Annotated in this window: 12 protein-coding genes; 7 read left to right on the top strand and 5 right to left on the bottom strand. The window is 73.3% G+C overall.

What is annotated here, in order from left to right:
- Window positions 1-27: 27 nt before the first annotated feature.
- From A3CO_RS35625 to A3CO_RS0110330, 3 genes are read left to right on the top strand one after another with little or no spacing between them, the layout of a single operon-like run.
- On the top strand, window positions 28-2,430 hold the full coding sequence (locus A3CO_RS35625) for a serine/threonine-protein kinase (RefSeq protein WP_018332173.1): 2,403 nt from the start codon (window positions 28-30) through the stop codon (window positions 2,428-2,430).
- A gap of 38 nt (window positions 2,431-2,468) precedes the next feature.
- Window positions 2,469-2,846, top strand: coding sequence for a YchJ family protein (locus A3CO_RS0110335; RefSeq protein ID WP_018332172.1), 378 nt, complete (start codon window positions 2,469-2,471; stop codon window positions 2,844-2,846).
- A 54-nt stretch (window positions 2,847-2,900) separates the two neighbouring features.
- On the top strand, window positions 2,901-4,397 hold the full coding sequence (locus A3CO_RS0110330) for a long-chain-fatty-acid--CoA ligase (RefSeq protein ID WP_018332171.1): 1,497 nt from the start codon (window positions 2,901-2,903) through the stop codon (window positions 4,395-4,397).
- Window positions 4,398-4,492: 95 nt separating this feature from the next.
- Here the strand turns inward: A3CO_RS0110330 and A3CO_RS0110325 are convergent, their stop codons facing one another.
- The 4 genes from A3CO_RS0110325 to A3CO_RS40360 all read right to left on the bottom strand — a co-directional run bounded on the left by A3CO_RS0110325 (window position 4,493) and on the right by A3CO_RS40360 (window position 9,006).
- Window positions 4,493-6,547, bottom strand: coding sequence for a DEAD/DEAH box helicase (locus tag A3CO_RS0110325; protein ID WP_018332170.1), 2,055 nt, complete (start codon window positions 6,545-6,547; stop codon window positions 4,493-4,495).
- 318 nt (window positions 6,548-6,865) lie between these two features.
- On the bottom strand, window positions 6,866-7,480 hold the full coding sequence (locus A3CO_RS31350) for a ribonuclease H family protein (protein WP_084681705.1): 615 nt from the start codon (window positions 7,478-7,480) through the stop codon (window positions 6,866-6,868).
- Between the two features lie 142 nt (window positions 7,481-7,622).
- The gene (locus tag A3CO_RS0110315; protein ID WP_018332168.1) at window positions 7,623-8,825 is read right to left on the bottom strand and encodes an acyl-CoA dehydrogenase family protein; all 1,203 of its coding nucleotides are present in this window, start codon (window positions 8,823-8,825) and stop codon (window positions 7,623-7,625) included.
- Between the two features lie 103 nt (window positions 8,826-8,928).
- Entirely contained in the window at window positions 8,929-9,006 is a 78-nt protein-coding gene (locus tag A3CO_RS40360; RefSeq protein WP_352231126.1) for a putative leader peptide, read from the bottom strand.
- 65 nt (window positions 9,007-9,071) lie between these two features.
- On the opposite strand from A3CO_RS40360, the gene A3CO_RS0110310 reads away from it, so the two are divergent.
- The gene (locus A3CO_RS0110310) at window positions 9,072-10,013 is read left to right on the top strand and encodes a pseudouridine-5'-phosphate glycosidase (protein WP_033414239.1); all 942 of its coding nucleotides are present in this window, start codon (window positions 9,072-9,074) and stop codon (window positions 10,011-10,013) included.
- On the opposite strand, the gene A3CO_RS0110305 is transcribed toward A3CO_RS0110310, so the two are convergent.
- Window positions 9,978-10,436, bottom strand: a complete 459-nt coding sequence (locus tag A3CO_RS0110305; protein WP_018332166.1) for an SRPBCC family protein — start codon at window positions 10,434-10,436, stop codon at window positions 9,978-9,980. The two genes, A3CO_RS0110310 and A3CO_RS0110305, sit on opposite strands and share 36 nt — an antisense overlap.
- 104 nt (window positions 10,437-10,540) lie before the next feature.
- Here A3CO_RS0110305 and A3CO_RS0110300 point away from each other — a divergent pair, with 104 nt between their 5' ends.
- The 3 genes from A3CO_RS0110300 (at window position 10,541) to A3CO_RS0110290 (ending at window position 14,946) form a co-directional block, all read left to right on the top strand.
- A complete protein-coding gene (locus A3CO_RS0110300) occupies window positions 10,541-11,923 on the top strand; it encodes a sugar porter family MFS transporter (RefSeq protein WP_018332165.1) in 1,383 nt (460 codons plus the stop codon).
- Between the two features lie 160 nt (window positions 11,924-12,083).
- Window positions 12,084-12,977 (top strand): FkbM family methyltransferase, encoded by an 894-nt coding sequence (locus A3CO_RS0110295; RefSeq protein WP_018332164.1) that lies wholly within the window; start codon window positions 12,084-12,086, stop codon window positions 12,975-12,977.
- A 37-nt stretch (window positions 12,978-13,014) separates the two neighbouring features.
- Window positions 13,015-14,946 carry an acetoacetate--CoA ligase gene (locus A3CO_RS0110290; protein WP_018332163.1) on the top strand — a complete coding sequence of 644 codons (1,932 nt, stop codon included), beginning with the start codon at window positions 13,015-13,017 and terminating at the stop codon, window positions 14,944-14,946.
- Window positions 14,947-14,950 lie beyond the last annotated feature (4 nt).

Here is a 14,950-nt window from a genome sequence, read left to right as displayed (position 1 = left end):
CACCACCGAGAGCCCCCTGGGGGAGAGATGACGCGCTTCGGGCAGTACGAGGTCGGTGAGCTCATCGGCCAGGGCGGGATGGGCGAGGTGCACCGCGCCTACGACACGCGGCGCAACCGCGACGTGGCCCTCAAGCTGCTGCCCGAGTCGACGAGCAAGGACCCGATCTACCAGCGACGGTTCCGGCAGGAGTCCGACGCCGTCGCGCGACTGCGGGAACCGCACGTCGTCCCGATCCACGACTACGGCGAGATCGACGGCCGGCTCTACATCGACATGCGGCTCGTCGACGGCCAGTGCCTGGCGCGCCTCATCGCCGACGAGGGTCCGCTCGAGCCCGAACGGGCCGTCGCGCTGATCGGCCAGGTCGCGGAGGCCCTCGACGCCGCCCACGCCGAGGGGCTCGTGCACCGCGACGTGAAGCCGTCGAACATCCTGGTCACGCCCACCGGCTTCGCCTACGTGGTCGACTTCGGGCTCGCCCACGCCGCGGGCCACACCCGGTCCTGGGCGACCGTCTCCGGCGCCACGCTCGGGACGCTCGACTACATGGCCCCGGAACGGTTCGAGAACAAGGAGATCGACGCCCGGACCGACGTCTACGCCCTGGCCTGCGTGCTCTTCGAGTGCCTGACCGCCGCCAAGCCCTTCCCCGGCGCCGACCTGCCGTCGCAGATGTACGCCCACGTCTACCTCAGCCCCCGCCCGCCGAGCGAGGTCGTGCCGTCCGTACCCGCGGCACTCGACGAGGTCGTCGTCCGCGGCATGGCGAAGGACCCGGCCCGGCGCTTCGAGAGCGCGGGCGACCTCGCGCGTGCCGCCCGGGAGGCACTCGCGGACGCCCCGGAGCTCGCGAGCACGCCCGTGGGGGTCGGCGCGGGGGAGTCGGGCGCCGTCGCGACGGCGACGGCTCCTGCTGCGCCCGCTCCGGCGGCTCCTGCCGCTCCCGCCGCGGCCGCTCCTGCCGTGACCGCTCCCGCCGCGACCGGTCCGGCGGCGGCCCGGGCGACCGCAGCTGCCGCTCCTGCGCCGTCGACCTCGGCCCCGGCCCCGGCCCCGGCCCCGGCCCCGTCGACGGATGCCCCGTCGACGGATTCCCCGTCGACGCATGCTCCGTCGACGCCCGGTCCGGCCACCGATCTGGACGCGCCGACCACCGCCGTGTCCACCGCGTCGACGGTCAGCCTGTCCACCCGGGCCACGCCACCGTCGCCGCAGCCCCCCGACCCGACGCAGCCACCCCCGCCGTCGTCACCCGGACCGTCCGAACCACCCCCGCCGTCGTCATCCCCGCCGTCGTCACCCCGGCGGGAGGGCCCGCCGCCGGCCTCCGGGGGTGGGCGTCGCCGGACCGTGCTCCTCGCGGCGGGCGTCGTGGCGGCGGTGGTCGTCGCCCTGGTGGTCGGGGTCGTGGTCGGTCCGTCGCTCCGGACCACCGGGGAGGCCGACTTCGCGCCCGGCCAGCAGGGGGCGCCGCCGGTGCCGGGTGCGAGCCGCCCGGTCGCCGCGAACAGCGTCGACGTCCCGAGCGTGGCGCAGACGGTCCAGGTGGGCCCGACCCCGGGCTACATGGAGGTCGCGCCGAACGGTCGCTTCGCCTACATCGCCGACCGGCAGGCCGGGGCGGTGACGGTGTTCGACACGACCCGGAACGCCGCCACCGGCACCATCCCGGTACCCGAGGGCGGCCCGCAGTTCGTCAGCTTCGCCCCGGACGGGGCGCGGGCCTACGTCAGCGTCACGAACCAGGACTTCTCGGTCAACGAGGTCGCCGTCGTCGACACCCGCACGGCCGGCGTGATCGCCCGCATCCCGACCGGGAAGCGGCCGTTCGCGCTGCACGTGTCGCCCGACGGGTCCCGGGTCTGGGTGCCGAACCACGACTCCAGCTCGATCACCGTCATCGACACCGCCACCGACGCCGTGGTCAACACGATCGTCGTGGCCGCGAACCCGCACTGGGTGGCCTTCTCGCCGGACGGGACGCGGCTCTACGCCGCCAACCACGAGTCGAACCTGCTGACCACGATCGACACGGCGACGGGCAGGGTGCTCGGCACGGTGCCGGTGGGGAAGAGCCCGCACTCGATCGTGCGGGTGCCCAACCGGCCGCTGCTGCTCAACGCCAACTACGACGACGACACGCTGTCGGCGACCGACACCGACACGAACCGCGTCGTCGCCACGGTCCCGACGCTCAGCCACCCGCAGGACGTCACCCTGAGCGCCGACAACAAGCACGCCTACATCGCGCCCGTCGACTCGAACGCCATCCAGGTGCTCAACATCGCGACGATGCAGATCACGGCCACGATCCCGGTGGGGCGCGGTCCGACGAGCATCGCGGTCGGCCCTGAGGGACGCCAGGCCTACGTCACGAACCTCCTCGACGGGACGGTGACCGTGCTGAACATCGCGAGTACCGCCTGAGCACGTCCGCCGACGTCGGCCGCCTACCCTGGGCGGCCGTGCGCCCCCGTCGTTGCCCCTGCGGTTCGTCCGAGACGTTCGACGCGTGCTGCGGCCGCTACCTCGGACCGGACGGGGCCGCGCCGCCGACGGCGGAGGCCCTGATGCGCTCGCGCTACACGGCCTTCGTCGACCACGACGTCGAGCACCTGCTGCGGACCTGGCACCCGTCGACCCGGCCGGCGACGCTCGAGCTGGACCCGGACACCCGGTGGCGCGGCCTCGAGATCGTCGACCACGAGGCCGGCGGCCTGTTCGACCCGGAGGGGATCGTCGAGTTCCGGGCGCATCACCGCGACGGCGTGCAGCACGAGCGGAGCCGGTTCGCGCGGGTCGACGGTCGGTGGACGTACGTCGACGGGTCCGTCACGCGCTGACCGGCGGCCGTTCGTGGTTCGATCAGCCCCTCGCGCAACGTTGGGGGTACGACGGTGAACCTCGCACAGAACCTGGTCGACACGGCGGACGGGTCCCCGGACGGGATCGCGCTGCGCGCCGGTGGGGCGGAGATCGACTACGCGTCCTTCCTCACGGCGGCCCGGGCGGTCGCGGGGGCGCTGCGCGAGCTCGGCGTGGCCCCGGGGGACCGGGTGGGCCTGGTCTCGTCGAACGTGCCCGCCTTCCCGATCGGCTTCTACGGCGCGTTGATCGCCGGGGCCGCCGTCGTGCCGATGAACCCGATGCTCACGAAGCGGGAGATCGGCTACTACCTCGAGGACTCCGGCGCGAGCGTGGTCGTCGCGCTCGACGAGGTGGCCGAGGCCGCCCGCGGCGCGGCCGGGGCGGCGGACGTCCCCGTGCTCGAGCTCCCGGCCGCGGGCCCGGCCGAGGGGCAGCTCGACGGCGAACCGGTCGGTGACCCGGTCGAGCGCGGCGACGACGACCTCGCCGTCATCCTCTACACGTCGGGGACGACGGGGCAGCCCAAGGGCGCGATGCTGACCCACCACAACCTGGACTCGAACTGCCGCACGACGGTCGAGGCCCTCATCCGCACCACCCCCGACGACGTGATCATGGGGTGCCTCCCGCTCTTCCACGTGTTCGGCCTGACCTGCGGGCTCAACGCGTCCGTCGTCTCCGGGGCGTCCCTCGCGCTCATCCCGCGCTTCGACCCCGCCGCGGTCCTGCGGATCATCGAGGAGCAGCGGGTCACGGTCTTCGAGGGCGTGCCGACGATGTACGGCGCGCTGCTCGACACCGATGCGCAGGCCGACACCAGCAGTCTGCGGACCTGCATCTCGGGCGGCGCCGCGATGCCGGTGGAGCTGCTGCACGCGTTCGAGAAGAAGTTCGATGCGACGATCCTCGAGGGCTACGGCCTCTCCGAGACCTCACCGGTCGCCTCCTTCAACCAGCCCGACGAGGAGCGCAAGGCCGGCTCGATCGGTCGGCCGGTACCCGGCATGGAGCTGCGGGTCGTCGACGACGAGGGCCACGACGTCCCCGTCGGCGAGGTCGGCGAGATCGCGATCCGCGGCGAGGGCGTCATGGCCGGCTACTTCGGCCGCGAGGAGGCCACCGCCGAGTCGATCCCCGACGGCTGGTTCCGCTCCGGCGACCTCGCCACGGTCGACGAGGACGGCTACCTCTTCATCGTCGACCGCAAGAAGCAGCTGATCATCCGGGGCGGCTACAACGTCTACCCGCGGGAGGTCGAGGAGGTGCTCTACCAGTACCCGTCGATCGCCGAGGTCGCCGTCGTGGGGCTCGAGCACCCGCGGCTCGGCGAGGAGGTCGGCGCGGCGATCTCGGTGCGCTCCGGCGCGGAGATCGACGTCGAGGAGGTCAAGGCGTTCGCGAAGGAGCAGCTCGCCGCCTACAAGTACCCGCGGCACGTGTGGGTCGTCGACGCGCTGCCGAAGGGTCCGACCGGGAAGATCCTGCACCGGGAGGTCACCCCACCGGACGACCTCACCGTCGAGTGACCGGACCCGCATGATCAACGGCCCCTGGGTGGGCTCGGGAGGTGGTCCCGGGCCCGCTGCGGGACCGTTGATCACCCGGGGGCCCGCCCCCGTCGTCAGGACAGGGCGGGCGTCCGCGACTCCAGGGCACTGGTGAGCAGCGCGACCAGGGTGGCGTGCTGAGCGTCGGAGGTCGCGATCTCCTCGTCGGACCCGTCGAGCGCGACCGCGGCGAGCCCAGCCTTGTCGTCGATCAGCTCGGCGATGCGCGCGTCGATGGTCTGCGCGGCGAGGATGCGCCACGCGGTCACCGGCATCGACTGGCCGATGCGGTGGCACCGGTCGATCGCCTGGGTCTGCTCGGCGGCGGTCCACGGGAGCTCGGCGAGCACGATGTCGGAGGCGACCTGCAGGTTGATCCCCACCCCGGCCGCCGTCAGGGAACAGACGATGACCTGCACCTCGGGGTTGTTGACGAACGCGTCGATGTTCTTCTGCCGGGCCGTGCGGGACTGGTCGCCGCGGATCGCGGCCCAGCGCACGCCCTGCTTGTCGAAGGTCGCCTGCGCCTCGTCCATGACGTCGACGTGCTTGGCGAAGAACACGACCTTGCCGGCGCTGCGCGCGAGCTGGGCGGCGTAGTCGGCGGCCAGTGCGGCCTTCGCCTGCCCGATCCGGCGCATCATGCTGAAGACGTTGTCGCCGTTGGGGGAGTTCTCGGCGTCCTTCTGCTCCCAGGTGGCGACGAGGCGCACGAGGTCGTGGTCGATGCCGTCGACCGACCGCTCGCCGCCGGACCGTGCCGCCATCGCCTCGTCGTAGCGCGCGACCATCCGCGCGGCGAGGTCGCGCTCCGCGGCCCGGATCGACCGGCCGGTGGGGCCGTCGAGCTCGACGGGGAGGTCGGCGATGCGCCGCTCCGGGATGTCGGCCGCCACGTCGACCTTGCGGCGTCGGACGATGCCCATGTCGACGACGGCCTGCCGGGCCTCCGGGTAGAAGTCCCGGTCGGCGGGCGTCAGACCGGTGTCGGTCAGGGAGTCCATGAGCTCGCCGAGGGGCTTCTTGTCGTCGATCCAGCCGAGGAACTCCCAGATCGCGAGGAAGTCCTCGATGTCGTTGATCAGCGGCGTCCCGGTGAGGGCCATGAGCAGCGGCCGCCCCGCGAACGAACGGATCCGCTCGGCCAGGCTCAGCACGTGCTGCGAGCGCTGCGAGCCCTTGTTCTTGATGAAGTGGGCCTCGTCGACGACCATCCCGCGGAACCCGAAGTCGCCGAGCCAGCCGACGTGCCGGTCGAGGACGTCGTAGTTGACCACCACGATGTCGGCGAAGCCGTCGACGGAGTCGCCGTTGCCGTGCACGGCGGTGACGCCTCGGCGCGGGCACCACAGGCCGGCCTCGCGCACCCAGTTGGTCTTGACGACGTTCGGCACGACGACGAGCAGCGGGTAGGCCTCGGCGGCCTCCGCGGCCAGCAGGGCCTGGGCGGTCTTGCCCAGCCCGGGCTCGTCGGCGAGCAGGAACGTGCGGTGGCCCTCGGCGACCGCCTCGACCACCTCGGCCTGGTGCGGCATGAGGTCCTGCCCGGCGCGGGTGTGCAGCGTCTCGGGCTCGGGGAGGTCCATGCACGCGGTGGCGCCCGCGCTCGCCCGCTCGAAGGAGCGCAGCAGCGGCTCGAGGAGCTCCCAGCTCGCCAGCCGCGACGGGCGCGGGGCGGTGGGGCGGGCGATCGAGTAGTCGGGCTCCATGAAGGGGTTGGCCAGCTGGCGCGAGATGACCGACCGGGGGACGACGCCCGTCCGGACCGGCGCGACCGGCTCCTCCTCGGGCTCCGGCTCCGGCTCGGGCTCGACCTCGACGCCGGCCTTGCGCAGCATGTCGCGCTCGAGGGCGCGGGCCTCGTCGGACACCACGGCGTCCTCGGAGAGCAGCTCCATCAGGCGGGAGTCGCGGACGGCGCTCATCGCGAGCGACGTGGCCACGTCGTCGAGCCGCTTGAGCTGCTCGCCCCGCTTGGTCTCGCCGAGGGATTCGTCCGCACGGACGCGGGTGCGCTCGTCGCGCAGCATCAGCGCGACCGCCTGGAACTTGGTGCGCACCGACGGCGTCACGCGCCCGTTGCCGAGCGCGGTCTTGACCTCGCGCACGGCGCGCTGGAGCACCGACATCACGTCGTCGCTGCCCCGGCGACCACGCCGCCGGTCGTTGGCGGCGCCACGGCGAGCCCGCGTGGGCTGGCCTCCTCGAGCCACGTACTCCTCCTCCGTGCACGACCCCGTCGTGCTGGCCTCTCGCGAGACAGCGCAGGTTCGAGGGTGCGAAGCCCGATGGGTGCGACCTCGACCCGCTGCCCGGGAGCCCCGCCGCAGAACAGGACCGCTCTGCGAAGAACCGGTGCGTCACCCGGACCGTGCGACACCACAGGTGGCGCCGCACTCCCGACTATACGCGGACGGGGCGCCGTCCGGCACGGGACACGCGCGAGGTCAGGCCACGGCCTTCGACTGCTCGACGGCGAGCCGGTCCACCAGGTCGTTCATCTCGTCGCCGGAGTGCCCCTTGACCCACCGGAAGGAGACGTCACCGCGCTCGTCGACCAGCGTGATCAGCGGTTCCCAGAGGTCGCGGCTGACGACCGGCTTCTTCGCGCTCGTCACCCAGCCCCGTGCGATCCAGCCCTTCCACCAGCCGTCGCGGAAGCAGTTCACGACGTAGGTGGAGTCGCTGACGACGACCAGCGGCCCCTCCAGGGAGCGCACCGCCTCGAGCGCCGCGCGGATCTCCATCCGCTGGTTCGTGGTCGTGGCCTCGCCGCCGCTGTCCTGCCGGCCGTCCTTCGTCGCCCAGGCCCAGCCACCGGGGCCGGGATTGCCCGAGCAGGCGCCGTCGGTCCAGACCTCGAGCGCGCCCTCGGCCGCCGGCATGTCCGCGCGGGCCGGCTTCGTCGCCTTCGCCGTGGTCCGCTCCGCCGGTGCTGCCGGCTGGTCCGCCCCGTCGGCGCAGGTCACGTGCGCCCACCGCTGGCCGGCCTTCGCGATCTGCTCGCCGGGTGAGACGGGGGCGGCGCAGACCCCACAGGTGGTCGCGTACTTGGCGGTCATCGGCACGCGGCCCAGGGTAGGTCGCGGCGGGTGCGGTCCGGTCGCCCCCGCCGCGTCACGGCCCCGTCCCCGGCGTGAGGGGAACCCTCGGGCGCTCTTGTGGCCCGAGGGTTCCCCTCACGCACCGGGGGTGGCGGCGGGCTCAGCGCTTGCCCGCGCTCCAGGCGTAGGGCAGCTCGGAGCCGTTCAGCACGTGGTCGCCGACGGTCTGCAGCTTGTAGATCAGCGGGTTGTGCACCGAGATGGTGCGCGCATTGCGCCAGTGCCGGTCGAACCGCAGCGACTCGGACGTGATCGACGCGCCGCCCACCTCGAACAGCTGGGTGGTCGCGTCGAGCACCGACGGGATGATCGCGGCCTGGGCGCGGGCGACGTCGAACTCGACGCGGTCGAGCAGGTCGGCGTCCTCGCTGTCGCCCGCGAGGATCACGTCGAGCTGGTCGGCGATGTCGAGCACGATGGTCCGCGCGGCGTAGGCGGCCGAGGACAGGCGGCCGATGACCTGCTGGACCAGCGGGTCGTGGCGGGGGAGGTCGGCCGCGGCGTGGGTGAAGGTGCGGGTGCGGTCGCGGACCCAGGCCGACACGTCGTCGGTGGCGCGCTGGGCGATGCCCGCGAGCACCGAGAGCTGGACGAGCTGCAGGTAGGCCGTCCCGTAGGTCCGGCCGGGGGTGCCGTAGCCGGGGCCGAGCACCCGGTCGCCCGGCACGAACACGTGGTGGAACTCGGTGGTGCCGCTCGCGGTGAGGCGCTGGCCGAACCCGTCCCAGTCGTCGTGCTGGGTGATGCCCTCGGCGTCGGCGTCCACGAGCACCGCCACCCGCTCACCGTCCCGGTCCGCGGCGACGATGATGTGGTCGGCGTACAGGCTGCCGGTGCTGTAGTACTTCGTGCCGTCGAGGCGCAGGCCGTCCCCATCGGGCGTCAGTGTGGTGCGGTACCGGTCGACGGCGCCGACGCCGGGCTCGGTGATCGCGTTCCCGACGAGCGTCCCGTCGGCCACCGCGCGGAGCCACCGCTCGCGGTTCGGCCCCGGCGTGGCGAGCAGCTGCTCCTCGACGAACCACCAGTGCACCCGCAGGGCCTGCGGGAGGTTCGACTCCGCGGCCGCGAGGCCGATGAGCTGCCGGAACTGCTGACGCACCGTCGCGCCGTAGCCGCCGAGCTCGACGGGCACCCGCAGCGCGCCGAACCTGACCTCCTTGAGGGCGGCGACCTCGTCGAACGCGAGGGCACGGTCGTGCTCGCGCTGCAGCGCACCCTCGGCGATCCGCGCGAACACGGGGGCGAAGCGCTCGTCGAGCGTCGCGTCGGGGGTGGTCGGGACCGGGACGGTCGCGGTCATGGGGGTCCTCTCGCGATGGGGACGTGACGGGGCGGACCCACGACGTGGCGGCACGACGGACCGCCGGCGGGGCCGGGAGGAGGGGAGGGGCGGCGACGAGACGTCAGCCGCGACACAGCGCGGAGGCGACGCGGGCGAGGTCGATGTGACCCCGCGTCGTCAGCAGCACCGCCGCGATCATGGAGCGACCATAACCCCCCGTCGGGACGGGTTCCAAGGCCGTGTGAGGAGGGCAGGGTGGGGATCATGCCGATCCCGCCGGCGGTGTCCGTGTCCGAGGAGGTCCGCGTGGCGGTGGCCGCGCGGCGCCCCGTCGTCGCGCTGGAGACGACGATCATCACCCACGGGCTGCCGCGGCCCCGGAACGTGACCGCCGCCCGCGACGCGGAGGCCCTGCTGCGCGACGCGGGAGTGGTCCCGGCGACGGTCGGGGTGGTCGGCGGGCGGCCGACCATCGGGCTCTCCGCCGAGGAGATCGACCGCCTCGGCGCGGCCGACGACGTGCACAAGATCGGGACGCGGGACCTGCCGGTCGCCATGGCACAGGGCTGGTCGGGCGGGACGACGGTCTCTGCGACCGCCCTGCTCGCGCACCGCGCCGGCGTCGGCGTGTTCGCCACCGGCGGGCTGGGCGGCGTGCACCGGGGCGCGGCGGACACGTTCGACGAGTCGGCCGACCTGATCGCACTCGCGGGCCTGCCGATCCTCGTGGTGTCGGCCGGGGTGAAGTCGATCCTCGACGTCGGCGCGACCCTGGAACGTCTCGAGACGCTGCAGGTCACGGTGCTCGGCTACCGCACGACAATGTTCCCCGGCTTCTACGTCCGCGACTCCGGGTTCGGCGTCGCGGACCGGGTCGAGACGCCGGCCGAGGTGGCCGCCGTGGTCCGGGCCCGGGACGCCCTCGGGCTGCGCTCGGCGGTGCTGCTGGCCAACCCGGTCGCCGTGGCCGACGAGCTCGACGACGTCCTGCACCGCGCGGTGATCGAGGGCGCGCTCGCCGACGCCGAGGCCCACGGGGTGCGGGGCAAGGACACGACGCCGCACCTGCTCGACCACCTGCACCGGGCGAGCGAGGGCCGCAGCCTCGAGGTCAACCTCGCCCTCTACCGGGCCAACGTGGCGCTCGGGGGAGCGGTGGCCCGGGAGCTGTCAGCCCTCGACGAAGGCGGCGAGGTGCGCCAGTGACGACGCCATCGCCGCCTCGTGCACGCCCGGCTCGATGCCGGGCGGCACGTCGGCCGCGGTGACCTCCACCTCGGTGCCCGCCCCGGCCGGCAGAAGCGACCACGTCATCGTCATGACCCCCGCGAACGCCGGGTCGTCCGCGACGAACTCCGTGCGCCAGACCACCCGCTGGTCGGAGAGCTCGCCGAACCCGACCTCCACGACGTCGCTCGCGTCGGTCGACTTGCCCGGCGCACCCGTCGGGTCGAGGTAGGTCAGCTCCATCCGGAACCCGCCGCCCGCCCGGGCGTCGACGCGCTCGACCCGCCCGCGCATCCCGTCCGGCGGCAGCCACGAGGCCAGCGCGTCCGGGTCGAGCAGCGCCCGGCGCACCGCCCCCGGCGGCGCTGCGATCGTCCGGGTGGCGCGGTCGGTGCGGGCCATGCGGTCGATCCTTCCCGACGACGGGTGTCTCACGTTGCCGCGCCACGCAAGCGCCTGCACCATCACCGATGAAGTTGGGCTACACAACCGAGGCGGGGTCTCGCATGGCGACGCAGCAGCGCGGACGGACCGCCGCGATCTGGTTCTTCGGGGCCCTCGGCGGGATCCTCTGGGGTTTCGACACCGGCGTGATCTCCGGGGCGCTGCTCTACATCCCCGACGACATCCCGCTCTCCCCGCTGCTGCAGGGCCTGGTGGTGTCCGGCCTGCTCGTCGGCGCGATGCTCGGGGCGGGCCTCTCCGGGCGGCTCGCCGACAGCCTCGGTCGACGGCGGCTGATCTTCGCCGGCGGCGTGGTGTTCGTGATCGGCACGCTCGGCGCGGCCCTCGGCGTCAACGCGGCGATGCTCATCGGGTTCCGGTTCGTCATGGGGATCGGGGTCGGGATCATCTCGGTGGTCGTCCCGATGTACCTCTCCGAACTCGCGCCGAAGGAGATCCGCGGCCGCCTGACGTCGCTGATGCAGCTGCTCGTGACCATCGGCATCTTCCTCGCCTACGTCACCGACTACGCCTTCTCCGCGAGCCACGGCTGGCGCTGGATGATCGGCATCGGGGTCGTCCCCGCGGTCCTGCTCGCGATCGGGATCTACACGCAGCCGGAGAGCCCCCGCTGGCTGGTGGCGAACAAGCCGGGCGGCGAGGACGACGCGCGGGTGGTCCTGACCCGGCTGCGCGGGAGCGAGGCCGCGGCCGACGCCGAGCTGGCCGAGATCCACAGCTCCGTCGGGGACGAGTCCGACGGGGAGGACCTGGGCCCCCGGGCGCTGCTCGGGACGCGGCTGCGCCCCATCTTCGTCGTCGGGATGCTGCTCGTGTTCTTCCAGAACTTCGTCGGGATCAACACGATCATCTACTACGCGCCCACCCTGCTGACCAACGTCGGCTTCGCCGCCGGGGGCGCCATCCTCGCCAACGTCGCCATCGGCGCCGTGAACATGCTGATGACGCTGCCGGGCATGTACCTCATCGACCGGGCCGGTCGTCGTCCGCTGCTGCTCTTCGGGGCGCTCGGTATGTGCGCGGCGATGATCCTGCTGACGGTCACCAACCTCGTCGGCCTCGCCCAGGGCCCGCTGCTGCTGACCCTCACCCTGGTCGGGATCGTCGTCTACATCGCGTCCTTCTCGATCTCGTGGGGCCCGGTGCAGTGGGTGGCGCTGCCCGAGCTCTTCCCGCTCCGGGTGCGCGCCGCCGGGGTGAGCATCTGCGTGACGTTCAACTGGCTGTTCAACATGGCCGTGGCCCTCGCGTTCCCGTCGCTGCTCGACGCCTTCGGGGCCGGCTGGAACTTCCTGTTCTTCGCCGTCATGACGTTCCTGGCCTTCGTCTTCGTCCAGCGCCTGCTGCCCGAGACCAAGGGCCGCAGCCTCGAGGAGATCGAGCGCTCGCTCACGGGGGAGCCGGCACCGGCCGCCCAGGCGTGACCCGGCCTCCCGCGGGAGGCACATCGGGCGTGGGTGGTGTCCCGCCCGCGAAGCGAGTTCCGTCCGCCCGTCCCGACGACGGGTCCGGGTGCCACCCGTCCGGGTGCTGCTCACGCGAACGGCCTCACGACGTCCGCTCCGGCCTGCGACATTCTGGGGCATGACCGTCCCACCGTCGGCCCCGTCGCGTCCCTTCGGCTTCCGGCGTCGTGACCGGGCCCGCTTCGTCGCCTCCTACGTGCGCGACAAGACCGTCGGCATGGTCACCGACGTCCGCTCGCACCGGCTGCGCCTCGCCGCCTACGAGTGGTCCTACTCGGTGGCGCGCTTCGCCGGGCGGCGGCCGGCGCCCCTGCGGGGCCTGCACATCGACGAGGTCGACTCCCGCTTCGGCCGGTTCGCGGTCCGTCCCGGCACCATCGACGCGGCCTGCGCCTCGCCCGCGTTCGAGCGCCCGGACGTCGACCGCCTGCTCGCCGAGCTCGACCGCTACCGCGCCGCGGGACGCACCGTCACGTTCCTCGACATCGGCGCCGACCTCGGGACCTACACGGTCACGGTCGCGCGGCACGACCCCGAGGTCACCGTGGTCGCGTTCGAGCCCGCCTACGACTCGCACGGCCTCCTCGCCCACAACGTCGAGCTCAACGGTGTCGCCGACCGCGTCCACCGGGTCCGCGCCGCGTGCGGCGACGGCACCGTGGACCGCATCATGCTCACCTTCGACGACGAGGAACCCGGCAGCAGCGGGGTGCGCGCCGACCTCGTCGCCGGGGCGAAGCACGAGCAGGTGGCGGTGACGACGGTCGACGCGACGCTCGACGGGCTGCCCGAGGTGCGCCGCGACGACGTCGTCGTGCTCAAGATCGACGTGGAGGGCTACGAGGTCCCGGCCCTCGACGGCGCCCTCGCGACGACCACCGGCGCGGCCGAGGCCCTGCTGCTCGTCGAGGACTTCGTCGACGTCGCCGTGATCGGCTACCTCCAGGCCACGGGGTGGACCTTCGTCGACAAGCTCACCCCGTACAACAGCTTCTGGCGCCGCACCCGCTGACCTTCCGTGCGGCCCGCGCGGCGACGACGATGGGGCGGTGTCCACCGCGGCAGATGCCCCCATCGTCATCCGGGACGCCGGCCCCCTCGACGGGACCGCGCTGGCGGAGTTCCTCGCCGGCCTGGACCGGGAGTTCGCCGACTACGCCGAGCTCCACCGCTGGTCGGTCGAGGACCTCGAGGGCTTCTGGCGCGCGATCCGCGACCACTTCGGCGTCGACGGGCTCTCCGACGAGGTGCTGACGAACGACTCCATGCCCGGCGCCACCTGGTTCCCGGGGAGCGCGATCAACTACGCCGAGCATCTGCTCCGGGGCGATCCGCAGCAGCCCGCGGTCCTCGCGTGGTCGCAGACCCGGGAGACGCGGGAGCTGACGTTCGGCGAGCTCGCCGACCAGGTCGCGCGCTGCCGGGCGGGGCTAACGCGGCTCGGCGTCGGGCGCGACGACCGCGTGGTCGGGTTCCTGCCCAACATCCCCGAGGCCGTCGTCGCCTACCTCGCGTGCGCGTCGCTCGGCGCGGTGTGGGCGGCGTGCGCGCCCGAGTTCGGCGCGCGCAGCGTGATCGACCGCTTCGCGCAGGTCGAGCCCACCGTGCTCCTGACCATCGGCGGCTACGTCTACGGCGACAAGCCGATCGACAGGTCCGCCGACGTCGCGACGATCCGGGCCGGCCTCCCGACCCTCCGCCACGTCGTGGCCGTGCCCTACGGCTCCCGGGGGGTGCCGGACGCGCTGAGCTGGGACGAGCTGCTGGGCGAGGCCGCCGACCTGGCGTTCGAGCCCGTCCCGTTCGACCACCCGCTGACGGTGCTCTTCTCCTCGGGCACCACCGGGCTGCCCAAGGCGATCGTCCACGGGCACGGCGGCATCCTGCTCGAGCACTACAAGAACCACGCGCTCGCGCTGGACCTGCGCCCCGGCGACCGCTTCTGCTGGTTCACCACCACCGCGTGGACGATGTGGCCGATCCTCGTCTCCGGTCTGCTCCGCCGGGCGACGATCGTGCTGGTCGACGGCAACTTCCTGTACCCCGACCTCACCGCGCAGTGGCGCATCGCCGCCGACTCGCGCCTGACCCACCTCGGCACCAGCCCCGCCTACCTCATGGCCTGCCGCAAGGCGGGGATCGAGCCGCGCTCGGTGGGGGACCTGTCGTCGCTGCGGCTCCTCGGGATCACCGGCTCCCCCCTTCCCGACGACGGGTTCGACTGGGCGGCCGAGCAGCTCGGCGACGGCGTGCTCGTCAACTCGATGAGCGGCGGCACCGACGTCTGCTCGGGCTTCGTCGCCGGCAACCCGTGGCTGCCGGTGTACCGCGGCGAGCTCGCCGGGCCGTGCCTCGGCGTCGACGTGACCGTGTTCGACGAGTCCGGTCGGGAGATCGTCGACGAGGTCGGCGAGCTCGTCATCCGCCGTCCGATGCCGTCGATGCCGGTGCGGTTCTGGAACGACCCGGACGACGCGCGCTACCGCGAGTCCTACTTTGGCGAGTTCCCCGGCGTCTGGCGGCACGGGGATTGGGCGATCCGCACCTCCCGCGGCAGCTTCGTCATCACCGGCCGCTCCGACGCGACGCTCAACCGCGGCGGGGTCCGGCTCGGCACCGCCGAGTTCTACGCCGTGGTCGAGGAGCTCCCGGAGGTCGCCGACTCCCTCGTCGTGCACCTCGAGGCCGCCGACGGCGGGCCCGGGGAGCTGCTGCTCTTCGTCGTGGTCGCCGGGGGAGGGGTTCTCGACGACGGGTTGCACGCCCGGATCCGCGGCGCGTTGACGTCGGAGCTCTCGCCGCGCCACCTCCCCGACGTGATCGAGGCGGTCCCGGCGGTGCCCCGCACCATGACCGGCAAGAAGCTGGAGAAGCCCGTGAAGCAGATCCTCCGGGGCCGGCCGGTCGAGGAGGTCGCGAGCCCCGGGGCGGTCGACGACCCGTCCGCCCTGACCGCGTTCGCGGCGCGGGCGAGGCGCTGAGGCG

Origin of the sequence: Actinomycetospora chiangmaiensis DSM 45062 (genome assembly GCF_000379625.1) — a bacterium.
GTDB lineage: Bacteria > Actinomycetota > Actinomycetes > Mycobacteriales > Pseudonocardiaceae > Actinomycetospora > Actinomycetospora chiangmaiensis.
This window is presented reverse-complemented; position numbering and strand designations above follow the sequence as displayed.

Coding starts and splice junctions, on each gene's coding strand:
- A3CO_RS35625 (WP_018332173.1), top strand. CDS start 28: ATGACGCGCTTCGGGCAGTACGAGGTCGGTGAGCTCATCGGCCAGGGC.
- A3CO_RS0110325 (WP_018332170.1), bottom strand. CDS start 6,547: ATGTCGGTGCTCCAGCGCGCCGTGCGCGAGGTCAAGACCGCGCTCGGC.
- A3CO_RS31350 (WP_084681705.1), bottom strand. CDS start 7,480: ATGACCGCCAAGTACGCGACCACCTGTGGGGTCTGCGCCGCCCCCGTC.
- A3CO_RS0110315 (WP_018332168.1), bottom strand. CDS start 8,825: ATGACCGCGACCGTCCCGGTCCCGACCACCCCCGACGCGACGCTCGAC.
- A3CO_RS40360 (WP_352231126.1), bottom strand. CDS start 9,006: ATGATCGCGGCGGTGCTGCTGACGACGCGGGGTCACATCGACCTCGCC.
- A3CO_RS0110310 (WP_033414239.1), top strand. CDS start 9,072: ATGCCGATCCCGCCGGCGGTGTCCGTGTCCGAGGAGGTCCGCGTGGCG.
- A3CO_RS0110305 (WP_018332166.1), bottom strand. CDS start 10,436: ATGGCCCGCACCGACCGCGCCACCCGGACGATCGCAGCGCCGCCGGGG.
- A3CO_RS0110300 (WP_018332165.1), top strand. CDS start 10,541: ATGGCGACGCAGCAGCGCGGACGGACCGCCGCGATCTGGTTCTTCGGG.
- A3CO_RS0110295 (WP_018332164.1), top strand. CDS start 12,084: ATGACCGTCCCACCGTCGGCCCCGTCGCGTCCCTTCGGCTTCCGGCGT.